Source organism: Paenibacillus salivarius (genome assembly GCF_051307165.1).
GTDB lineage: Bacteria > Bacillota > Bacilli > Paenibacillales > Paenibacillaceae > Fontibacillus.
The window spans coordinates 4442153-4462212 of the sequence record NZ_CP195592.1; the positions used below are offsets into that span (position 1 = coordinate 4442153).

Sequence of the window (20060 nt, forward strand, 5' to 3'; positions counted from 1 at the left end):
GGTCGGAGTAATCCCCCTCACCTCATGATATAATACAAAAAGTGAATTTATACCATAGAAAAGCGAATCGAAAAGAGGTCTTCATCATGTCCCAAAAACTTACTCCCACTTCGTCCTCGCCCCGGATCTCCAGCCCATGGGTCATCCTGGCTAACGTCTCGCTCGGCACGTTTATGTCGACGCTGGACGGAAGCATCGCCAATGTCGCATTGCCGACGATCGCGGAACAGCTCGGCGCTCAGGTTCACATTGTCCAGTGGGTGCTTACCGCGTATTTGCTCACCATATGCGCGACGCTGCCGATCATGGGCAAAATATCCGACATGTTCGGCCGCAGCCGGGTCTATAACTACGGTTTTTTGATATTCGCGATCGGCTCCGCCTTTTGCGGCCTTTCGCATTCCCTCGGCATGCTCATTGTCTCGCGGATTCTGCAAGCGCTGGGGGCGGCTTGTCTCATGTCGAACAGCCAGGCCATCATCGCCGAAGTCTTCTCCAGCAAGGGACGCGGGAGGGCGATGGGCATTACGGGCACGATGGTATCGCTCGGCTCTCTAACCGGCCCGGGAATCGGCGGCATTCTCGTTGAACACCTCGGCTGGACGTCCATCTTCTGGATTAACGTGCCGATCGGTGTCATCGGCTTCATCGCAGGCTGGTTCATCCTGCCGCAAGACCGGAAGGACCATAAGAAGCAGCCTTTCGATTACACGGGCTCCTTGCTGTTTATGGCCGGCATGGTCGCCTTTCTCTATGTCCTCTCCAGCGGACAGGATTGGGGCTGGGTCTCGCCCGCGGTCTGGATCGGCGGAGCATCTTCGCTGCTCGTGCTGGTTATCTTTTATTTCTGGGAAAAACGCACCCGCCATCCGATGCTGGACTTCAGCCTTTACCGGATACCCGCATTCGCCATCGGCAATTTCACGGCCTTGCTCTCGTTTGTGGCCCTGTTTTTCACCAATGTCCTGATGCCGTTTTATATGCAGGACGTACTCGGCTTCTCTCCGGCAAAGACAGGCTATACGATGATGGTATATCCGCTCGTCATGGCCGTCGTGGCCCCGATTTCCGGCTGGCTGTCGGACCGGATCGGCTCCCATTCGCTGACGACGGCCGGGCTGCTCGTCAATGCGATTGCGTTCGGGCTGCTGAATACGCTCACGACCGAAGAAAGCGCCTGGATGGTCGGACTGCATCTCGGCTTGTTCGGCCTCGGCGGCGGGCTGTTCCAGTCTCCTAACAACTCCAGCGTCATGGGCTCCGTGCCTCGGGAAAAACTGGGCACCGCCGGCGGATTGAACGCGCTCGTGCGAAATATAGGGATGGTGCTCGGCACCTCCCTGTCGATTTCCTTGTATTCTTCCCGCCTCAGCGTTCTTCGCCCGCTGTCTCCGGGCGAGCCGGAAGCCGCCTTAGGCGCGCTGCATACCGTGTTCTGGACGGCGATGGGCATCTGCTTGTTGGCCCTGCTCGTATCCGTGCAGCGACTGCGCCTGAGAAAACCGGGAAAGCCTTCGGCAATGGGTCAATAATATAGAATATTTGCAAGCAACTTTTGGTATTCTCTCTAAAAGGGTTCGACAGAATTCACGAAACTTTTTATAATATAACGTAGCTCTGTATAACTTGCTTTGGTGGTGACTATCATTTTATATCTATATTCGTTTTTGCTCTCGTTTCTGATTGTTTATTTTCTGATTCCCCCTCTCGGGAAATTGGCATTCCGGCTGGATTTCGTCGATAAGCCCAGGGAGGACGTGGAGCGAAAAATTCACCGCAGCCCGATTCCGTTGACCGCCAGTTATGCGATTTTCATCGGCTTCTTCGCCTCCTATCTGCTGTTTACCAGAGACTTCTCTTTGCAGACCGGGGCTCTGTTTCTGGGCGGTATTCTGCTGCTCGCCATCGGAACCGTCGATGACTGGTTCAAAACGAAAGGCAAAGACTTTCCGGCGCTGCCGAAACTGATCGTTCAGGTTTCCGCCGCGGTGCTCGTGTTTGCCTCCGGGATCACGTTCAGCGGATTCGTGAATCCGTTCAGCGGGGACTACGTGCTTTTGCCTATGTGGCTGCAATTTATATTGACGATCCTCTGGATTTTCGGCGTTACGACGGTCATCAATTTTTCGGACGGGCTTGACGGATTGGCCGGCGGGTTGGCCGCCATATCCGCGGTTACGTTATTCGTGGTCGCTCTTGTGAAGGGACAATCCACATCGGCGATGCTGTCCATTACGCTGATCGGCGTTACCCTTGCTTATTTGCGGTACAACAAGCCGCCTGCCAAAATATTTATGGGCGACGCGGGCGCAACGTTCCTCGGCTTTATGCTTGCGGTCATCGCCCTGGACGGCGCATTCAAACAGGCAACCGTCCTGTCGCTGTTCATCCCGGTGCTTGCGCTGGGGGTACCGATTTTCGACAATATTTTCGTCGTTCTCAGACGCTTTTTTCAAGGCAATGCCATTTATCAGGCCGATGCCAGCCAGGTTCACTACCGGCTGCTTCGCGCAGGATTAAACCATAAACAAACCGTCATGTTCCTCTATCTGATCAGCACCTGTCTTGGCCTGTCCTCGATTATATTGCTGCTTATCCAAGGCACTTGACGACAAAAAACCCCGCCATGAGCGGGGTTTTCACGTATATCACGATTTGTTGGTATCTTGTACGGCAGCCTTGATCTCCTGCGGCTTCTCTTCCTCGATAATATCTCCGCGGGCGCCTCTCTTGAATTCCTTCAGCATCGTTCCGAAGCTCCGTCCCAATTCGGGCAGCTTGCTTGGTCCGAACAATATCAATGCGGCGATCACCAACAACAGCAAATGTGATGGTCGCAACAAATTTTCAAGCACATTTATCACCTCTTTAGGCTGTCTTTATAAAAATTATACTACTTTATTCGAAATAAAGGAATGCCTCCCATTAGAAACCAAAAGCGTTCCTTGGGCATATGCTGTTGGCATCATGGTATGCAAAGGAGCGGGCAGCATGAATATGTTCAGTCTGTGGGCCGTCATTGCCATCGGGTTGGCCTCCAACCTGGATAACGCAGGTGTAGGCATCGCATACGGAGTACGGAAAATTCATATTCCGTGGTATTCCAATCTGACGATCGCCCTTATTTCGTTTCTCGCTACTCTGTTTTCGGGATTGTTCGGGAACTGGATCGCCTTGTGGGTCCACCCTTTAATTGGGCAGTGGATCGGAACCGTCGTCATCGTGGCCGTTGGAGTATGGGTTTTGCTTCAGCCCTTTGTGGAAAAGAAGCCGGTATCCCCGCCGGAAAACGATCCGCCGACCTTAACAAGGCTTCTCCGAAATCCCGAGGAGGCCGACGTGGACAGCTCCAAATCGCTCAGCATCGGGGAATCCGTCGTTTTGGGAATCGCGCTGGCCATGAATGCGTTGGCCGGCGGCTTTAATGCGGGCATCACGCACCTGAATATATTTTACACCTCTTTATCCGTCGGAATCTTTAGCTTCCTTTTACTGGCTATATGTGCCGGGTTTGGGGAAAAGTACGCCGCCGAAAAGCTGGGGAACCGGGCCACGGTCGTGTCCGGTGTCCTGCTTATTCTTATCGGTCTTCACCAAATCTTCTAAAAATACGGGCAAACCACCACTTGTAGCGATTGGTATCCTCTTCTTCTATCTTTTATAATGGATGGATAGAATCAAGTTGTATATCAAAGGAGGTTTGACTCTTGAATTGGCTGACGCATTATGAACAGGAACTCGACCTTGCCTTTGCGGAAGCCGAGCGGATGTTGGGCTCTCTTCCGGCAGCCTTTCAAACTCCGGCCCGAAATTATTTGGACCGGTTTCACGCTTTGAAAGAGAATCGATCCAAAAACTACATATGCTACTTGCTGCCGTTCTGGCTTCAGCGGTTGTCAGGACTGGAGTCCGCCGAGTTACGCCGGTTTGCGGTTGCCAATATTTTCGGAATGATGTACTATCATTTGATCGACGAGTGCATGGACGAACCGGAATCCGGCGGGGCCCGGAAGCTTCCTCTTGCGGAATTGATCCATTCCCTGTTCATTGAAATGTACGGCAGCTTCTTCCCGGGGGCATCCCCATTTTGGACGTATTACCGGAAATATGTTTCGGAATGGGCCGAAGCCGTCTCGGAAGAAGGGGAATCGGACTTTTTTCACGAAGAGCCCGTTCGGATGGGACATAAAGCCGCTCCCGTCAAACTCACCGTAGCCGGCTCCATGTTATTGGCCGAACGCGCGGGCGAGATCGCGAAGCTGGAACAGGCGGTGGACTCGGTTCTGGTCACGCTACAGTTGGTCGATGATTGGCAGGATTGGGAGAAGGATTTGCGGGAGGGAAGTTATAACTCTCTCATTTCCGTGACACAAGCGGAGTTGGATATCGGGCGGGACAGACGCCCGACATCGGAGGAAGTACATCAAGCGATCTCCACTCATGACGTTCTGCTTAAACTCTGGGAACACGCGGATCGGAGCCATAAACTCTTGCTTGATATCAAGTCGGATGTACCTGACTTGTATGATTTCCATGGGGGTATGGTGGATAATCTTGAGACTGGCGCCAGGGAAATTCAGGCAAAGCGGAGCATCCTGCAAAGAGGCGGTTTGGAGTTTTGGATCTCCAATAATATGTAATGCTGCTAGATTATTGTCAATCTCCGTGATATACTAGTTAGGAAAATATAACCATTTTATTTTGAAAGGGTGATTCCAATGACATCAGGAGCTCTCCTTCAATCACAAGTAATTGAAAAAGCATGGCAAGACCCCAGCTTCAAGGCCAAACTTCTCGCCGATCCGAAAGCGGCTATCCAGGAGGCTTTGGGTGTAGTACTGCCGGATCACATCAAGGTGAAGACAGTAGAAGAGAATTCGGACGAATTCTATCTTGTACTGCCTCCTAACCCTTCTCATGTTATTAAGTCCGAAACGAAGCCGAACGCTCTTTGGGGAACTTGAATATAACTTTCTCAGCGGCGGGCAGGAACGAGCCGATCATCATCCTTAGGGTTTCACCGAAGGAAAACTGATGGTCGCCTCCGTTCCTGCCCCTTTTTGACTTTTAAAGGATAGAGTTCCGTTCATTACTTCAATGATACGGAAAGTAACCATAAGCCCAAGGCCCGTTCCTTTTGTTTTGTTGGAGAAATACGGCTCGCCGAGCCGTTCTAGCACCTCCGGATCCATTCCTTCCCCGGTATCCTTGATATGGATGTACACATGATCATCCTTTTCGTAAGCCCATACCTGAATTTCCCCCTCTCCATGAAGCGCTTCGATGCTGTTCTTGATAATATTGATCGAAGCCTGTTTGAATTTTGAGGAGTTTCCTTTGATATACAAATCCTTCGGGATATGAACCGAAATTTTACCTCCCTGTAAATTGGCCATCGGAACGAGAATTCCCTCAATATGCAAAAACTCGTCCAAAATGTTCAAAGTAGCCACCTTTCCCACTTCCGGCTTGGCAAATGTCAGAAAATCCGTAATAATGCCGGATGCCCGGTCCAATTCTTCCAGAGCCATGCTTAAATATACCTTGTCCGCCGAGTTTTGCTTGGCTGCAAGCAGTTGCAGAAATCCTCGTGTCACCTGAAGCGGGTTGCGAACCTCATGGGCGACAGAAGCGGCCAACTCGCTAATGATTTCCATTTTCTCGGAGCGCTGCAGCTCGTTGTTGAACATTTCCAGCTGTTTAGAGTATTCCACGACCCGTTCATGGTTTTGTGCAAATTTTCTCCCCAAAATAACGATCAAGGCAGTCAGGAAGAATATGACGCCCCATTTCCATAAATACAGGTCATAGTAAGCTTCTTTAAAATAGTACCAAATCAGTTCCCCTAGCCCGAGAAACGCAAAGATAATGAATCCCACGGAAAAGATAATACCGTCAGGGTTACCTTTAATCGCGTAGATCAAGGCCGTACAAATGAGCAGAACGAACTGCAGGATCATAAAGTAACCGAGCAACTGACCGGTAACAAATCTATATAGGTTCATGCTCTCAGGTTGGATTGCATAAGTCACCGTCACAAGTAGACAAACACCCGAGTAAATGATTTGAAATTTCCTGAAATTTTTAATTAATGAAAAATAACCGGGACCGAATATCTTTTCGAAGAAATATGTAAACGCTGGCAGAAGTACAAACAGCGATATATCAAATAGATTCACATAAATTTTCCCAGCATTCTCAAAAAGCCAGTAAGAATACGGTGAATAGGTGATTACCATGACTCCGCTGCTCAAAATAACAATACATAAGGACAGCCAGGTGGCAAGGTTCTCGTTCTTTAAAAAGAATATGCAGATCAGCATGATGGCGGCAATAAAGATCAAGGTGCAACCCAAAATGAAATCCGTAATATTAACTCGCACAAATCCTTTAATAAGTTGTTGATAGTCCCCGACACGTACGGAATCCTGAATTCCGAATCTCCCTTCGGACCCAATTCCGATGTATAGAGTTTCACCTGAATAATTGGAATCCAAGGGGATCAGAACCGTGTTGGTTTCGAAGTTATAATCCCTTTTCAATTTATATAGTACATTTTCATTGTTTAAAATAACGATTTCTCTTCCGTAAATCTTGTCGAAGAGAATAGCGAAATGCGGTTTAATATTTTGCGGGAGCTCGATTTTGACCCATAGTCCTTTGGCTCCTTCCGGGCGCGAAAGGTTTTTATTGGGAATGCCGGTATTTTCCCAGCCCTCCATCTGCTCCAACTGCTTTTCCGATGTTGTAGGATCAAATTTATTTGTCCAAATCATCTGCCAATGATCAATCGTTTGCTCATCCGTCCGACGATCGTTGGGACCTTCCAAAAATATCACAAAAAAAATGATGACCATCAAGATCAAACAAACAGCAACCGCTTTTAAAAAGGCTTTCATGCCAGCACCTCTGCAAATAAAATGAAAGTTACTCTACCTAATTCGCTATAAATCACACTTTAACCTTCAATATTATGGAAAAAATAATAGATTTTAAAAATGAGATTCATGCCAAAATCCATTTTACCTTGGATGTGGGGGTTTAAGCTATGCATAGTTTTGGATAAACCGAAAAAGTTCGGTCTTTTCGGATCGGGAACACGTTTCATATGTTCCGATTTCGTGTAAGAACTAGACAAATATAACCGTATGCCCCCGGATATTTCCGGTTCGGCATGGAAAAGATAAGGAGGAAGGATCATGTACGAACCGCGTGATCGCAATGAAGTGAGCAATGTGGATGTGGAACGCAAAAGCGTGCAGGAAAAATCCGAGCCCAGTATGGTTGCGGCCACCTTTATCAAATATGCGGCTTATATCGTCCTGTTCTTCGGATTTCTCTATTTCCTCGTAAAATACGTGTTCCCGAAGTTTTAACGACAAGGAGGAGAGGCTGGCATGGCGGATCAAGAGTACCCTACGGAAGGGGATCAGACTTATCAAAGGTACAAGCTGCTTGGAGAGAATCGTGATGAAAACGATATTCCCGGCGACGACCTGTTGCCCCATGACACCCGGATTACCCAGAGTCTGAGTGAACCGGAGACGCACCCGTCCGAACACGACGATACCCGCCAGGATGTGGCCTTGCCCGATGTTCCCGACGCGGACGATATCACGAAGGACAGCCCGGTCGACCCGGCGGCTCCCGATCCCGACGCGATGCACGGAACCGATCTGATTAACGGTTTTGACGGAGATGAATCCGAATAAACAGAACAGGCGGTCCCTGCCAATCAGGGACCGCCTGTTTGTATCAATAAATTTTGAACTTGCCGACCATTTGTTGAAGTTGTTCCGCCATACCGCTGAGATCCGCGGAAGAGGAAGCCATCTCTTGCAGCGAAGCGAGTTGTTCTTCGGCGGCGGCCGAAATCGTCTCCGTATTCCCTGCCGTTTCCTCGGAGAGATTGCGGATATATCCGATGGCCTGCTCCACTTCGGACGCCTCCGCCGCGACCTCGCCCATTAAAGACGAGACGGTCGTTATGATTTCCGCGGCTCCAAATACCGATTCGCGGATCAGTCCGAACGATGCGCCCGAGCGGTCCATCGCTTCCATCCCGTCTCGAACCCGTGCTTTGACTTCTTCCATTGTAATTGCGGCTTGTTTAACCTCGCCTTGAATATAGGCGATCAGGTCTTTGATCTGATCGGCCGAGCCACGGGTTCCTTCGGCCAGCTTGCGCACTTCCGAAGCAACGACCGCAAACCCGCGGCCTTGTTCCCCCGCTTTCGCCGCCTCGATGGAGGCGTTCAGGGCCAGCATGTTCGTCTGATTGGCTATACCCGAGATCACGCCAATAATATCTCCGATTTGCTCTGCGCGTTCATTGAGCGAAAGCACAATGCTCCCCAATTCTTCGACGGTATCGCGGATTTCTCTTATTCTGTCTTCCGTGCTTGAAACCGCAATCGTCCCTTGGGAGGCGGTATCGGCCGTTTCCCCCATCGCTCCGGCTACCTGCTTCATTTGTTCCGAAACGGCCCCTATTTTCCGGCTCATATTTGTAACACTCTTTGTTCCCGACTCCACGCTTCGAAGCTGTCCTTCACTGCCCACGGCGACTTCCGAAATCGCAACCGTAACATGTTCTATCGCTTTCGTCGTCTGCTCGGTACCGGTTGACAGCTGTTCGGCCGAAACGGAGACGTTGTCGGTCATGTCCTTGACCCCTTCGACCATGCTCCGCAAATTATCGACCATGGCTTGGAAGTTTGCGGCCAGTGCCCCGATTTCATCCTGCCGGAAGGAATCCAGCCGCTGAGTCAAATCGCCTTTTCCCAGTATGGCCGTCGCCTCATTTAATTTGCGCAGCGGTCTTACGACCGAGCGGACATTCATATACACGATCACCGCAGCGCCAAGCACGGATGCCAGCACGACAAGAAGAGCGGTATTTCTGATGCCTTCCGTAGCATCGGCTACTTCGTCCTGGCTCATCGTTCCGCCGATCCGCCAGCCGGTCGCCTCATTCTTCAAAAAAGCCATTTTGTATTTTTGGCCGTCCGCCTCGTAGTCGAATGTCCCTTCATCCTCCTGGAACATCCGGTTAACGAAGTCTTCCTTATATTCCTCGCCGATCTTCTCCGTCGGGTGAACCAACAGCTTTTTGCTGATGTCCACGATAAAAATATATCCCTCCGTACCGACGTTTATATCGGTCATGGAAGAAACGGAGCTAAGATCCAGGTCCATGGAAATGACGCCGCTGCCATCGGATAGCTTTTGCGAGATCGACACCACGGGTTTGCCGTCTACGGACAGATAAGAAGGCGATACCACCGCTTGTTGCGACTTCAGCGCAAGAACATACCAATCCCGGGTTCGCGGATCGAAATCTTCTCCCAGATCCTCGTCTTTAGCTAGAAGTATCTCCCCTTTGTTCGTCCCGACGTAAATGTTCAGGACATTATCGTTGGTCGCTTGATATTCCTGCAGCTGCCGCTTGATGGCATCTCCGCCGGAGGCGACCTCCGCGTTTACGTCTGCGGCCGTAATCCGCTTCCCGAAATAGTCCATATCCTTGAGTTTTCCTTCAATCTCGTTCGATACGATCCGGTCCGCCACGGCCACGCTTTCCCGGGCGCTGCCCATTAAATCCTTCTCAACGCGCCCGCTCGCGGCCGAATAGGTAACCGCCGAGATGATCACGCTGGGCACCAGCAAAACCAATAAATAAGAGATCATCATACGGCTCCGTATCGACATTGTTTTCTTGATCATGACGCCACCTCTTCTACGAATATAGCTCGAATCCGGACAATAACTATATATCGGTAGCCCTGCGTCGCCAATTTATTAGTAATTCATGGAATTCATATAAAAATACTAATGTGCTTTCTAGCGAAGTACTCCGGTATACTTCACTTTTAGGTCGGCTTTAACCTGAAACTCGAGGTTGGGGTATTTTTCCGCCCAATCCCGTTGTTCGGTATTATTGCGCCAGCTTCTGGAATAATAACGCAACCCCCAGCCTAATGGATCCGTCCCGGTGGAATGAATTTTTTTGAGCAGGCTTTGCGTGTCCTTTTCCAACTTTTCCGAAGCTGCCTTTGATATGAGGCGCAATACCGGGCCCGTTACGGGAACGCCCGTGCTGTTCTCCTCCAGGGAGGCCCTGCCGGACAAACGATACATGACAACGGTTTTCCCTCCTTCTCCAGCCTTAATCCGGTACTTCGAGCTGGAAGATTCTAAATTGTAGTCAAACGAAGAAACTTCCGTATTGATCTTAAAGCTTGTCCTCAAGTTCCTGGCAAGCAGCAAATTCAGCATTCGGGTTTCATCCGGCGTTAGGGTGGCCACCATTTTTTGCTTATCGAAGAGGGCTACCTTGTTGATGATCAGCATGTCCGGGTTTTTCGTTTCGACTACCGGCATAAAAGGATCCAGACCATGTTCTTTGGTCCGGCGGCTGACGTCAAAATTATAGGCGGACACAATGAACGGGGACTCCGACCCGTCTTTGGTCAAGGCCAGGATCAAGGCATTTCCGGGCAATCGCTCGCTTTTGGTGTCCATCTTGACCACTTCTTTCGCATTAGGGACACCGACCGCGTACAGCATAATTAATTGAATATCCCGGCGCCGCGTAGACCAGTCCATGACCGGAGTTATATTGCCTTTGGCAAAGGATTCGCCGATAATCACCACTTTGCAATGGCTGAAATCAATTTCCCTGTCCACTTTGGATTTCATAAGTCTAACCGCTTCTGGGATGCTTGCCGCCACTTCGGTAATCGTGATGGACTCTTGGCTTCTTTGCGTCGGGTCTCCCTCCGGAATCGCTATTCTTAACGTGACCTCAAACTGGTCCTGCTTGTCATGGTCTTGCGGCCGGTCGATTCCCAACTCAACGACGAAGGCCCTTTTGTCAATATCCTTGAACTGGCAACCCGTCAATATTCCAAGGAGCATAAGTAACAGGAAGGTACAAACTATTTTTTTCATGACTTCGCCGCACTCCTTCTATTCGCGTAAATGATCGAGGCAAGGAGCAATAATTCTCCGTAAAAGCGAATGTTCAAAAACCACTGGCCCATTTGGGCCATTCTGACTTGATCTAAGAAATTCATTCCAATGATTGTGATCAAGCAAACCGGGGAAAGAATCCACCAATCCGCCTTTTTTCCCGGAAGTGTCCCGTCCTTCTTTTGGAACATGCCTTTTAGCAATTCCAAGCCGACATGCCAATGGATGACCGCACTGACTAAAGACAGCGTCAGGTAGATCGTATAAAACAAAAAAAGCACCCGTTCGACAATGAACAATTCCATACGGATGGAGTCTGCCGTGGAAAACCAGCTATATATATGATCTTCCACCGCGATCGTTCCTTGATATCCGACGGGAACGAGAAAGGTTAAGAGCAGGATCAGCAGGCCGAACACCGGGATGAGCCAAAGATGCCGCGGATTTAGCTTTTTGAAGGAACGGTTGAAAATAACCAGATTGATATATCCGGAAAAAACAAAGGTGGCCCCGGCTATGGAGACAAACTTCGGCCTGGTCCACATGTATGTAATCATTTGCATGACGGCATCCCAGCTAAACAGCGGATTGATAAAAGCTTTTATCAGCATATATGCGATGGCCGGTGTAACAAGGAGCAGCAATGTTTCCAGACCGTATAAAATCGAGTCCGCATCCAGGCGGCAGCATAAGCCGACTACCAGCAAAAAGCCGATGATGACGGCATAAGGCGAAATATCCGGACTAATGTAACGAAGGGATATATCGACAAAGGACAGCATCGTGATGCTTCCGGCAAAGAACCAGAAAACCCCGAGCATGAAAAGCAGCGGAACGCCGATCCCCCTTGGCATAAACGCATTCAGAATCTCCGGAAGCCCTTGGCCTTCAAAACGCCGGAGGGCCTTTACAAAGATATAGATTATCGTAGAGCTTATGGCAACCGAGATGAAAATGGACGGTAGCGCCCCTCGGAACCTCGTGTATATGAGTATGCGGGGAACGAAGTTGATTATATTGATTAGCGCATTCATCAGAAACAGGTAATAGAAATACTTGCTTCTCACCATCACTTTTCACCCTTCGTTTTGGATTCCAAAATCGCCATTTTCAAATAAGGCTTGCCGAAGCTGCGGAGACCCGATAAATACATCACCAGTCCGACAATCGCCACAACGACGCCGACCAATCCGAAGATAATGGCCAAGGCCACAAACAAATATTTAAGAACGCGGGTCGTATAGCCCATCATGCTGAGCGGGATGATAAAATTCGAAATCGCCACGGCGGAGACCAGAATAATCATGATATTGCTGACCAGCCCGGCCTGCGTGGCCGCTTGGCCTAGAATCAAACCGCCGACCGTTGTCGCGGTTGGACCGATCGCTTTCGGAAGGCGCAGTGAAGCCTCCGTCAGAAATTCCATCATCAACAGCATCAGGAATACTTCCATAAAGGAAGGATAGGGAACCGCCGCCCGGCTGCCCGCTATGAGCAAGGACAACTGGACTTTCAAAATTTCAGGATTGTAAGATGAAAACGTGACATACAACGCCGGCAGCGTCAGCGTGAGGAACAACCCGATATAGCGAATTGTCTTGAGGAACCAGCCCACGACCGGAACCTGAATTTTGTCGTCCATCGCCGTGAAGAAATCGCTGAAGATCGTAGGGGCAATAATGGCAAAACCTGTCGTATTGATCAGGACCGCGATTTTGCCTTCTGCGATATTGAAGACTACCCGGTCCGGCCGTTCCGTCACGATCATCGTCGGGAACAGGCGAAACCGCTCCGGAGTGATATACTTTTCCATTTCGCCGGCCGATTGAATGATATCGACTTTGATCCCGGAAATCCGCTTTTTCATTTCCTTGAGCACCTGTTGATCTACCCGTTCGGTGTCATACATAATCCCTACGGTCGTCTTGGACATATTGCCGACGACCATCATATCGACTTTCAAAGTTGGGGATTGATACCGCCGGCGGATCATATTGAGATTGATCTCGATATTTTCGCTAAGCGCATCCCGGGGGCCCTGTACAATCGATTCGTTGATGGATTCGCCGATTCCGCTGGATTCTACTTTTACGGCATCAAAAAGGTATTGTTTGCCTTGAACGGAAATAAGCACGAAGCCTTTCAGCACATATTCCATGACTTTGTCCTTATTTTCGGCTTGAACGGTCCCCGGAAAGGAAGCGATATACGCTTCATAATCCGCGGCATTGTTCATCTCGTGACTTGGAACGATAATAAAGCGGTTCACCGTATCCGAGTTGGATATGCTTCTTAAATACTGCAATTCGATGTCTTCGGCCGATCCGATGCTGCGTTGTTCAAAATCAACCTGTCCGGATAGCTTTTCCGCAAGCCATTCGTTGATTTGCTCATGCGATTTCTTACTGTTGCTCATCAGTCAGCCTCCTTGTCCGTACCGGATCGATTCGCTAAGCTAATGCCTATTTTGCCAACATGTACCGATCTTCATTCTTCCAAAGCAAAAAGCCGACGGTTATCAAAAGACAACCATCGGCTGATTCTATCATTTATTTTCAGTTAGCCGCCCGGCAAACCCTGTTCCGGCCCGCCGCTTTGGCTTCATAAAGCGCCTGATCGGCCTTCTCGACAAGCAGGCTGTCTTCGAAGTCCGGGTAAGTCGCGCTGCCCGCGGATATCGTCATTTTCAATATCGTTCCGTCAGGCAACAAAAACGGGTGGTCCTCGACGTTTTGCCGAAGGCGTTCGGCGATCGTCCCGATTTTCCCGGCATCGCATTCGTCCACGATGACAACGAATTCTTCCCCGCCTTTGCGGGCGATTTGATCCCCGGGCCTGAACGTGTCCCTCAGCACATCGGCCATCTGGGACAATACCTCATCTCCGGCCGGATGGCCATACGTATCGTTGACCCGCTTGAAATGGTCGATATCGATCATGAGCAGCGTAAACGGAATCCGGTACCGGTTCGTATGGGCGATTCTCTGGTTCATGATCACTTCAAAGGCTCTGACATTGTACAAGCCGGTCAGAAAATCGCGATGAGCCGCCTCTCGCATAATCCGGACCGAATCATCCGATCTCTTCAAATACATCAGCATGGCAAAGGTGAACATTCCGCCAATGATAAACACGATCATAAATTCGCCAATCGGTATCCACTTGTTTGTATCGCTTAATATAAGAGCAAACACCGCAGCGGAAATGACCGCAGAGATTCCCAACGCCGCCCCCCATCTTCGAAAGGACAGCTTGCGGTTTCTCAATAACCAGACCGCGGTAAGCAAAGTTCCAAGCGCATTGACGGCTCCCATGATCGAGGCAAAGTTAAATCCGCTCAGAAAAAGCAGCCGGTAAACGGCGATCATCATTGTCGTTATGAATCCGGCTACCCACCCTCCCATGTAGACGGAGATCAGGATGGGAAGTTGACGAAAATCGGCAAAAACATGGGGAGTCATCGGAAAAGTATAATGCATCAAAAAAACGCCGAATAGTCCGAATACCGCTCCCAAGAGAAATTTTGATACCCGTTTTTTCTCAAATCGGTTGTCCTTCCATTTTCCCCAAAGCATATTTCCGAAAAATAAAAACGTCGTCAATATAGTAAAGTTGTTGATCAAACTCTGCAGCATGTTCCATTTACCTCTCGACTTATTCGATGCTTGAACGCCATAAAAATGGCAGACAATATTAGGATATCATAAATATGAAGCATTGAGTGGCAAAGCGCTGCTAAATCCTTAGATTATTAAGTAAAATGCGACATTATTCCACGAATTTTGTATGGTATAATGTCGTGAGTATATTTAAGGGGGACGGTAGTTATGGAAGGTCCGGCCATGGCATCGGCGGGCGATCAAGGGCAAATCGAAATATGCCTGCTAGCCGGCAAAATCATGCTTCAAAGCGGTGCGGAAACTTACCGCGTGGAGGATACGATGATTCGTATGGCCGAGGCCTTGGGACTATCCGGATCTCATAGTTATGTAACCCCAACCGGCATCGTGTTCCAATCCGGCGAAATGCAATGGGCGAAACTCATCCGGATTGCCGAGCGAACGACCGACCTGCAAAAGGTCGCCGCCGTGAACGACATTTCCCGAAGGCTGGCGAACGGAGATATTTCGGCCGAGGAAGCCCACGCCCAGCTGTGCGGCATCGAGACCTCCGTGCATGCCTATCCGGTTGCTCTTCAAATCGCCGCGGCAGCTCTTGCCAGCGGTTGCTTCACCTTGATGTTTCGGGGGACACTTTCGGATTTCCTGCCCGGCCTGATTTGCGGAGGTCTCGGCTTCTCGGCGTTCATTCTGCTTCATCATGTCGTCAAAGTGAAGTTTTTTGCCGAGTTTATCGCTTCCTTCCTGATCGGAATCGCGGCTTATGCGTTAGTGTCGGCCGGCCTCGGCAGAGAGCTGGACAAAATCATTATCGGCTCTGTTATGCCCCTCGTTCCCGGCCTTCTCATCACCAACGCCGTCCGGGATCTGATGGCCGGTCATCTGGTATCCGGCTTGTCCCGTGGGGCGGAAGCGTTCCTGACCGCGTTTGCCATTGGCGCCGGTATCGCGATCGTGTTTACCATTCTATAACCTGAAAAAAGGGGAATTCATCCGCCATGAATCTGGTTCTCCATTTAATTACCAGCTTTATCGCATCCGCCGCATTCGGCATCATTTTTAACGCCCCGAAACGGACCTTGCTGCAATGCGGATTTTCCGGCATGGCGGGCTGGGCCGTTTACTTTTTGCTGGACGAACGCCTGGATACGATATATGCCACCGTCGCCGCTACCTTGATCGTAGGGGTGATCAGCCAAATTTTCGCCAGAATCTACAAAAAGCCCGTCATTCTCTTCAGCGTATCGGGCATCATTCCCCTGGTCCCCGGCGGAATGGCCTATGATGCCATGCGGAACTTTGTCTCGAGCGAATATAATATGGCCGTTCAGTTGGCCGCGCAGGCCTTTCTGATCTCGGGCTCGATCGCCATCGGATTGGTGCTTTCCGAGGTGTTGAATCAGATTATCCGGAAAATCCGCCTTCCCTGACTTTGATCCAGAAGGAATTGACGAATACGGTATGGAAGCCTGCTTTTAACATATTGTGATGACTGACGCTGCCGAACTCCACGTCGGCGTAAAGTCTTGTCAGGCCCGTTGCTTTGGCCGTTCTGATCCGTTCGCGGATGAGCGCCGTTTGGTAACCGCCGCCCCGGAACTGCGGAAACGTGAAGTCATTGGCGATATAGCCTTCTTCGCCGCGAATGAACAAAGACCCCATAGCTGCCGGTTCCTCTCCCGACCGGACGATCCAGTTCCTGAACTCGGGTTTGCAGAAATAGCCTTTTTTGCGCCCGATCACATCTTCCTCCAGTCTCATCCCGCCATTGGAGCGGGCGATCATGCCCAAATATTCCTCCGCATTATCCAAAGTCACGGGGTCTAAGCGGAAGGAGCGGGATTGTTCATCCTTAATTACGGTTGCCCGGTCCACCTCGAGCGACAAAAAGGCAAGCTGCAGCCGGGGAACGTAACCCAAGGCGGATAAAGCTTCCGCCACCTCCCCGCTTTGCTTGTCCGGCGTCATATCAATGCATGGCGAAATCCCGTGCCGTCCATAAAGGTTCATAATTTCAGGCAGCTTATCCAAGTCGCCGGGACCGAGTCCGATAACCCGGTTGTAGTAGGTGGATTGCGGAGAAGCGGGATCTAAGAGCAAGGAGGCCGATCCCATCTTTAGGACCTCCAGCTTTTTGTCTTCCGGAGATAAAGCCCGGAGGGCATTGAAACGGGTCAGTTCCATTTCCAGGCTGACGATCCGCTCGACCTCGGCCAATATCCGGTTCGTCGGAAATCTGGTGTTGTCCATGCTTTTATAACCTCCTCTTTGTGCGGCAAAAGATCATGATATAATAACTTGCGGGCTAAGCCCCCAATCCACTCGCATAGAAAGAAGATGAACACCCAAGATGATTGCTCAAATTTTGCTGGATGTCGTTTTGCCGATCTTCGTCCTCATCGGGCTGGGAGCCTTAATGCAGCGGGCCTTTAAGTTGGATCTGTATACCCTGGCTAAAATTAATTTTTATTATATCACGCCCGCCGTCGTGTTTTTAAGCATGTACCAGTCCGCCATGTCGCCGGAGCTGTTGGGAAGCGTTACGTTGTTTTATGCGCTCTACGTCCTCCTTCTGTATGTGGTCAGCAAGGTCAGCCGGCGGATGAAATTCTCCCGCGGCATGAAGGCGGCATTTACGAATAGCCTGATTCTCGACAATTCCGGCAACTACGGCTTGCCGATCAACCAGCTCGCCTTCAAGGGCGATCCGCTGGCGGCATCCCTTCAGGCGCTGATCATGACCTTTCAAAGTCTGGTCACCTTTACTTATGGCGTTATGTCCGTCCAGCGGGCCAAGACCGGTGGCACGCTGAAGGCAGCGTTGATCGGCTTTTTGAAAATGCCGGTCCCTTACGCCCTCGTGCTCGGTCTCGGGTTCCATGTTCTTCATTTGCCATTGCCCGAATTTCTCGGGAAGCCGCTCGGCTACGTTTCCGACTCGATGGTCAGCATAGCCCTGCTTACCCTGGGAGCGCAAATCGTAAAGTATCCGCTGCGGCTGGACCGGTTCGACGTTTACCTCAGTGTCCTGCTCCGCTTGCTGATCGGTCCTGCGATCGGATTCCTGCTGATTTTCCTGCTCGGCCTCAAAGGAATCCCAGCACAAGCATTGCTGATCGCCTCGGGCATGCCGACGGGGGTCAACAGTACGATTTTGGCGGAAGAATACGGCAACGAACCGGATTTTGCATCCCAAACCGTGTTGATCTCCACGCTGCTAAATATCGTGACGATTACGGCATTGATCTCTTTATCGAAATATTTGGTTTAAAACAGGCAAAGGGCCGGTCATGGAAGAATCCCCTCCGTGACCGGCCCTTGCTTTGACTTCTTCCGTAAACCGTCCCTTTAAACTTCGGACTTTGCGTTCATTTCATACGCCGTTTGATGCAATTCCTTAATCATTCTCTGCAGGAATCGACCCTCTTGCTTTCCTAATCCATATTGGTTCTCCCTGGCGATCATTTCGCCAATCCGTCGTTTCAGCATCTCACTCCGGCGTTCCAACACTTCATCATAAGCCAAGTAAAGTCATCTCCCGATTACGTTGCAATTAACGTTATTTTGACACATGTATAAGTATAGAGCTTCCTGCCCCTTAGGGAAAACGGACTCTCCTCTCCGTATCCGGGATAAAAATCCCCTCATGCGGCTGTGCCAAATGGAGCGGAATATATCTTAAAGTTCCTCCCCGATCCTCCCGGATCTTCCCATTTCCTCCTTGAACCCGTTTTTTTTCCGGATCAGCCTTTCACGGCTCCCGCCGTCAGGCCGCTGACGATATATTTTTGTCCGAACAAATATAGGATAAAAACGGGTAACGATGTCAGCACAAGGTTGGCAAAAATCAGGTTCCAGTCCCGGCTGTATTTTCCGTAAAAATTGTAGATGGAGAGCGGCATGGTCCAGTTGGAACTGTCCGTAAGAAAGTAAAGCGGAATCGTGATGTCATTCCAAACCGACATGAACACCATGATGGCCACCGTCGCATTTACGGGCAGAATCAGCGGGGTGACGATCCGGAAGAATACCCCGAATACGCTCGCTCCTTCCAGAAAGGCCACTTCATCCAGCGCTTTAGGTATCGTCTTGATAAATCCGCTGTACAGAAATACGCTGAAGGCGGTGTTCAAAGACGCGTAGATGAGGATAACGCTCGTGATGCTGCCGTAAAAGCCCAGCCATTGCACGATCCGAATGGTCGTGATGGTCGACATCGGGGCGATGAGGCCCATGAAGAAAAACATGTAAAGCATGTTCGCAAGCTTGGTTTCCCGGCGCGTCAATATGAAGGAGGCCGCCGAAGAAGCGACGATATTGATGACGGACGAGATCCCCGTAATCCACAAGCTGTTCATGAAAGCCCGGGCAATCCCGCCTTCCTCAAATACTTTCGCATAGTTGGAGAACATCCATTTTTCCGGAAAACTCAAGGAAAAGCTAAGCACCTCGGCGCTCGTTTTGAACGAGCCGAATATCATAATCAACAGAGGCAAAATGATGATCAAAGAAGAAAGAATCAGGATACCTTCGACGATATAGTTGCGTATGGCGAGTTTGCGCGTGAATCCCATTATTCCGTGACCTCCTTACGCCGCATAAACACCAGAAGCGGAATGGCTATGATCGTTACGGCGACGAACAGGAGCGTGTTGATGGCGGTCCCCATCCCCCAGCTTCCTTCGCCGAAAGAGCGCAGAATGATCGTTCCGACCACTTGCGAAGCGTTCCCCGGGCCGCCGCCCGTCAAGACGAACACTTCCGAGAAAACCTTAAGCCCGCCGATCAGCGTCAGCATCAGGTTTATATTGATCGCCGGCAGCAGAAGCGGCAGCGTGATTTTCGTGAACTTTTTCCATGAACTTGCTCCGTCGATGGTCGCCGCTTCATAGTATTCCTGGGAGATCGATTGAAGGCCGGCGAGGTAAATGGCCATTTGGAAACCGGCGCTTTGCCAGATCGAAATCGCCGCGATCGTCCAGATGACGATGGACGGATTCGTAAGCCAAGCCTGGCTTAACGCATGAAGTCCCACCGCGTCAAGCAGCTTGTTGACCGCCCCTTCGGTACGCAATAGAGGCGTAAACACGATGCCGATCACCAAAATACTCAAGATGGACGGGGAATAAAAGATGGCGCGCAATAAATTTTTTGATTTCAATCTCATGTTCAATGCAACGGCGAGGATGATCCCGATCACGTTTTTGCCGATGACGGTCGCCACGGCGAAGATTAACGTGTTTTTGAGCGCCAGGGAAAGCGTTTTGTCGTGAAAGATCTTTACGAAGTTGTCCCACCCGACAAAATCGATCGTAAGCCGGTCGAGGCGCCAGTCGGTAAACGAATAGTAAAAGCCCGCCAGTGCAGGGACGACGAAAAAGATGGAATAGATCAACAAGGCCGGCAAAACCAGATAATACGAGTACAAGTTTTTTAATGATTTCATTTCCTCACACCCCACGATAG

General features: G+C 50.2%; 21 protein-coding genes. 10 read left to right on the plus strand and 11 right to left on the minus strand.

Features of this window, described 5'->3' with window-relative positions; translation table 11 throughout:
- Nucleotides 1-86: 86 nt before the first annotated feature.
- Together ACSFXJ_RS20555 and ACSFXJ_RS20560 are read left to right on the plus strand one after the other, a co-directional pair.
- Nucleotides 87-1532 carry an MFS transporter gene (locus tag ACSFXJ_RS20555; protein ID WP_435922218.1) on the plus strand — a complete coding sequence of 482 codons (1446 nt, stop codon included), beginning with the start codon at nt 87-89 and terminating at the stop codon, nt 1530-1532.
- 99 nt (nt 1533-1631) lie between these two features.
- Nucleotides 1632-2609: an MraY family glycosyltransferase gene (locus ACSFXJ_RS20560; RefSeq protein WP_435922219.1), complete on the plus strand. Its 978-nt coding sequence runs from the start codon at nt 1632-1634 to the stop codon at nt 2607-2609.
- Between the two features lie 39 nt (nt 2610-2648).
- Here ACSFXJ_RS20560 and ACSFXJ_RS20565 read toward each other — a convergent pair whose 3' ends face one another.
- Nucleotides 2649-2855 carry a twin-arginine translocase TatA/TatE family subunit gene (locus tag ACSFXJ_RS20565; protein WP_435922220.1) on the minus strand — a complete coding sequence of 69 codons (207 nt, stop codon included), beginning with the start codon at nt 2853-2855 and terminating at the stop codon, nt 2649-2651.
- A gap of 136 nt (nt 2856-2991) precedes the next feature.
- On the opposite strand from ACSFXJ_RS20565, the gene ytaF reads away from it, so the two are divergent.
- The 3 genes from ytaF to ACSFXJ_RS20580 all read left to right on the plus strand — a co-directional run bounded on the left by ytaF (nt 2992) and on the right by ACSFXJ_RS20580 (nt 4964).
- Entirely contained in the window at nt 2992-3606 is a 615-nt protein-coding gene (gene ytaF / locus ACSFXJ_RS20570) for a sporulation membrane protein YtaF (protein WP_435922221.1), read from the plus strand.
- A gap of 101 nt (nt 3607-3707) precedes the next feature.
- Nucleotides 3708-4640, plus strand: coding sequence for a hypothetical protein (locus tag ACSFXJ_RS20575; protein ID WP_435922222.1), 933 nt, complete (start codon nt 3708-3710; stop codon nt 4638-4640).
- Between the two features lie 78 nt (nt 4641-4718).
- Nucleotides 4719-4964 carry an NHLP leader peptide family RiPP precursor gene (locus tag ACSFXJ_RS20580; protein ID WP_435922223.1) on the plus strand — a complete coding sequence of 82 codons (246 nt, stop codon included), beginning with the start codon at nt 4719-4721 and terminating at the stop codon, nt 4962-4964.
- Nucleotides 4965-5009: 45 nt separating this feature from the next.
- Here the strand turns inward: ACSFXJ_RS20580 and ACSFXJ_RS20585 are convergent, their stop codons facing one another.
- Nucleotides 5010-6899, minus strand: coding sequence for an ATP-binding protein (locus ACSFXJ_RS20585; protein ID WP_435922224.1), 1890 nt, complete (start codon nt 6897-6899; stop codon nt 5010-5012).
- A 300-nt stretch (nt 6900-7199) separates the two neighbouring features.
- Between ACSFXJ_RS20585 and ACSFXJ_RS20590 the strand changes: the two genes are divergently transcribed.
- Both ACSFXJ_RS20590 and ACSFXJ_RS20595 read left to right on the plus strand, forming a co-directional pair.
- Complete coding sequence (locus ACSFXJ_RS20590) at nt 7200-7376, plus strand: hypothetical protein (RefSeq protein WP_435922225.1); 177 nt, start codon at nt 7200-7202, stop codon at nt 7374-7376.
- A gap of 21 nt (nt 7377-7397) precedes the next feature.
- Nucleotides 7398-7712, plus strand: coding sequence for a hypothetical protein (locus ACSFXJ_RS20595; protein WP_435922226.1), 315 nt, complete (start codon nt 7398-7400; stop codon nt 7710-7712).
- A 43-nt stretch (nt 7713-7755) separates the two neighbouring features.
- Here the strand turns inward: ACSFXJ_RS20595 and ACSFXJ_RS20600 are convergent, their stop codons facing one another.
- From ACSFXJ_RS20600 to ACSFXJ_RS20620, 5 genes are all read right to left on the minus strand, one after another.
- Nucleotides 7756-9726 carry a methyl-accepting chemotaxis protein gene (locus tag ACSFXJ_RS20600; RefSeq protein ID WP_435922227.1) on the minus strand — a complete coding sequence of 657 codons (1971 nt, stop codon included), beginning with the start codon at nt 9724-9726 and terminating at the stop codon, nt 7756-7758.
- 117 nt (nt 9727-9843) lie between these two features.
- Complete coding sequence (locus ACSFXJ_RS20605) at nt 9844-10953, minus strand: Ger(x)C family spore germination protein (protein ID WP_435922228.1); 1110 nt, start codon at nt 10951-10953, stop codon at nt 9844-9846.
- Nucleotides 10950-12044: a GerAB/ArcD/ProY family transporter gene (locus tag ACSFXJ_RS20610; protein WP_435922229.1), complete on the minus strand. Its 1095-nt coding sequence runs from the start codon at nt 12042-12044 to the stop codon at nt 10950-10952. Before ACSFXJ_RS20610 ends, ACSFXJ_RS20605 begins: the two co-directional genes overlap by 4 nt.
- On the minus strand, nt 12044-13390 hold the full coding sequence (locus tag ACSFXJ_RS20615) for a spore germination protein (protein WP_435922230.1): 1347 nt from the start codon (nt 13388-13390) through the stop codon (nt 12044-12046). Before ACSFXJ_RS20615 ends, ACSFXJ_RS20610 begins: the two co-directional genes overlap by 1 nt.
- 139 nt (nt 13391-13529) lie before the next feature.
- Nucleotides 13530-14609 (minus strand): GGDEF domain-containing protein, encoded by a 1080-nt coding sequence (locus ACSFXJ_RS20620; protein WP_435922231.1) that lies wholly within the window; start codon nt 14607-14609, stop codon nt 13530-13532.
- 192 nt (nt 14610-14801) lie between these two features.
- Between ACSFXJ_RS20620 and ACSFXJ_RS20625 the strand changes: the two genes are divergently transcribed.
- Nucleotides 14802-15566 (plus strand): threonine/serine exporter family protein, encoded by a 765-nt coding sequence (locus ACSFXJ_RS20625; protein WP_435922232.1) that lies wholly within the window; start codon nt 14802-14804, stop codon nt 15564-15566.
- A gap of 26 nt (nt 15567-15592) precedes the next feature.
- A complete protein-coding gene (locus tag ACSFXJ_RS20630) occupies nt 15593-16024 on the plus strand; it encodes a threonine/serine exporter family protein (protein WP_435922233.1) in 432 nt (143 codons plus the stop codon).
- Here ACSFXJ_RS20630 and ACSFXJ_RS20635 read toward each other — a convergent pair.
- Entirely contained in the window at nt 15999-16844 is an 846-nt protein-coding gene (locus tag ACSFXJ_RS20635) for a GNAT family N-acetyltransferase (RefSeq protein WP_435922234.1), read from the minus strand. The two genes, ACSFXJ_RS20630 and ACSFXJ_RS20635, sit on opposite strands and share 26 nt — an antisense overlap.
- A 100-nt stretch (nt 16845-16944) precedes the next feature.
- On the opposite strand from ACSFXJ_RS20635, the gene ACSFXJ_RS20640 reads away from it, so the two are divergent.
- The gene (locus tag ACSFXJ_RS20640) at nt 16945-17865 is read left to right on the plus strand and encodes an AEC family transporter (protein WP_435922235.1); all 921 of its coding nucleotides are present in this window, start codon (nt 16945-16947) and stop codon (nt 17863-17865) included.
- Between the two features lie 77 nt (nt 17866-17942).
- Here the strand turns inward: ACSFXJ_RS20640 and ACSFXJ_RS20645 are convergent, their stop codons facing one another.
- The 3 genes from ACSFXJ_RS20645 to ACSFXJ_RS20655 all read right to left on the minus strand — a co-directional run bounded on the left by ACSFXJ_RS20645 (nt 17943) and on the right by ACSFXJ_RS20655 (nt 20040).
- Nucleotides 17943-18119, minus strand: coding sequence for a hypothetical protein (locus tag ACSFXJ_RS20645; protein ID WP_435922236.1), 177 nt, complete (start codon nt 18117-18119; stop codon nt 17943-17945).
- A 218-nt stretch (nt 18120-18337) separates the two neighbouring features.
- Entirely contained in the window at nt 18338-19168 is an 831-nt protein-coding gene (locus ACSFXJ_RS20650; RefSeq protein ID WP_435922237.1) for a carbohydrate ABC transporter permease, read from the minus strand.
- Nucleotides 19168-20040 carry a carbohydrate ABC transporter permease gene (locus tag ACSFXJ_RS20655; RefSeq protein WP_435922238.1) on the minus strand — a complete coding sequence of 291 codons (873 nt, stop codon included), beginning with the start codon at nt 20038-20040 and terminating at the stop codon, nt 19168-19170. Before ACSFXJ_RS20655 ends, ACSFXJ_RS20650 begins: the two co-directional genes overlap by 1 nt.
- Between the last annotated feature and the right edge of the window lie 20 nt (nt 20041-20060).

Excerpts from the sequence above, each read along its gene's own strand:
- ACSFXJ_RS20640 (WP_435922235.1), top strand. The coding sequence starts at position 16,945 with ATGATTGCTCAAATTTTGCTGGATGTCGTTTTGCCGATCTTCGTCCTC.
- ACSFXJ_RS20635 (WP_435922234.1), bottom strand. The coding sequence starts at position 16,844 with ATGGACAACACCAGATTTCCGACGAACCGGATATTGGCCGAGGTCGAG.
- ACSFXJ_RS20620 (WP_435922231.1), bottom strand. The coding sequence starts at position 14,609 with ATGCTGCAGAGTTTGATCAACAACTTTACTATATTGACGACGTTTTTA.
- ACSFXJ_RS20615 (WP_435922230.1), bottom strand. The coding sequence starts at position 13,390 with ATGAGCAACAGTAAGAAATCGCATGAGCAAATCAACGAATGGCTTGCG.
- ACSFXJ_RS20630 (WP_435922233.1), top strand. The coding sequence starts at position 15,593 with ATGAATCTGGTTCTCCATTTAATTACCAGCTTTATCGCATCCGCCGCA.
- ACSFXJ_RS20555 (WP_435922218.1), top strand. The coding sequence starts at position 87 with ATGTCCCAAAAACTTACTCCCACTTCGTCCTCGCCCCGGATCTCCAGC.
- ACSFXJ_RS20610 (WP_435922229.1), bottom strand. The coding sequence starts at position 12,044 with ATGGTGAGAAGCAAGTATTTCTATTACCTGTTTCTGATGAATGCGCTA.
- ACSFXJ_RS20600 (WP_435922227.1), bottom strand. The coding sequence starts at position 9,726 with ATGATCAAGAAAACAATGTCGATACGGAGCCGTATGATGATCTCTTAT.
- ACSFXJ_RS20650 (WP_435922237.1), bottom strand. The coding sequence starts at position 19,168 with ATGGGATTCACGCGCAAACTCGCCATACGCAACTATATCGTCGAAGGT.
- ACSFXJ_RS20605 (WP_435922228.1), bottom strand. The coding sequence starts at position 10,953 with ATGAAAAAAATAGTTTGTACCTTCCTGTTACTTATGCTCCTTGGAATA.
- ACSFXJ_RS20585 (WP_435922224.1), bottom strand. The coding sequence starts at position 6,899 with ATGAAAGCCTTTTTAAAAGCGGTTGCTGTTTGTTTGATCTTGATGGTC.
- ACSFXJ_RS20590 (WP_435922225.1), top strand. The coding sequence starts at position 7,200 with ATGTACGAACCGCGTGATCGCAATGAAGTGAGCAATGTGGATGTGGAA.
- ACSFXJ_RS20625 (WP_435922232.1), top strand. The coding sequence starts at position 14,802 with ATGGAAGGTCCGGCCATGGCATCGGCGGGCGATCAAGGGCAAATCGAA.
- ytaF (WP_435922221.1), top strand. The coding sequence starts at position 2,992 with ATGAATATGTTCAGTCTGTGGGCCGTCATTGCCATCGGGTTGGCCTCC.
- ACSFXJ_RS20595 (WP_435922226.1), top strand. The coding sequence starts at position 7,398 with ATGGCGGATCAAGAGTACCCTACGGAAGGGGATCAGACTTATCAAAGG.
- ACSFXJ_RS20580 (WP_435922223.1), top strand. The coding sequence starts at position 4,719 with ATGACATCAGGAGCTCTCCTTCAATCACAAGTAATTGAAAAAGCATGG.
- ACSFXJ_RS20655 (WP_435922238.1), bottom strand. The coding sequence starts at position 20,040 with ATGAAATCATTAAAAAACTTGTACTCGTATTATCTGGTTTTGCCGGCC.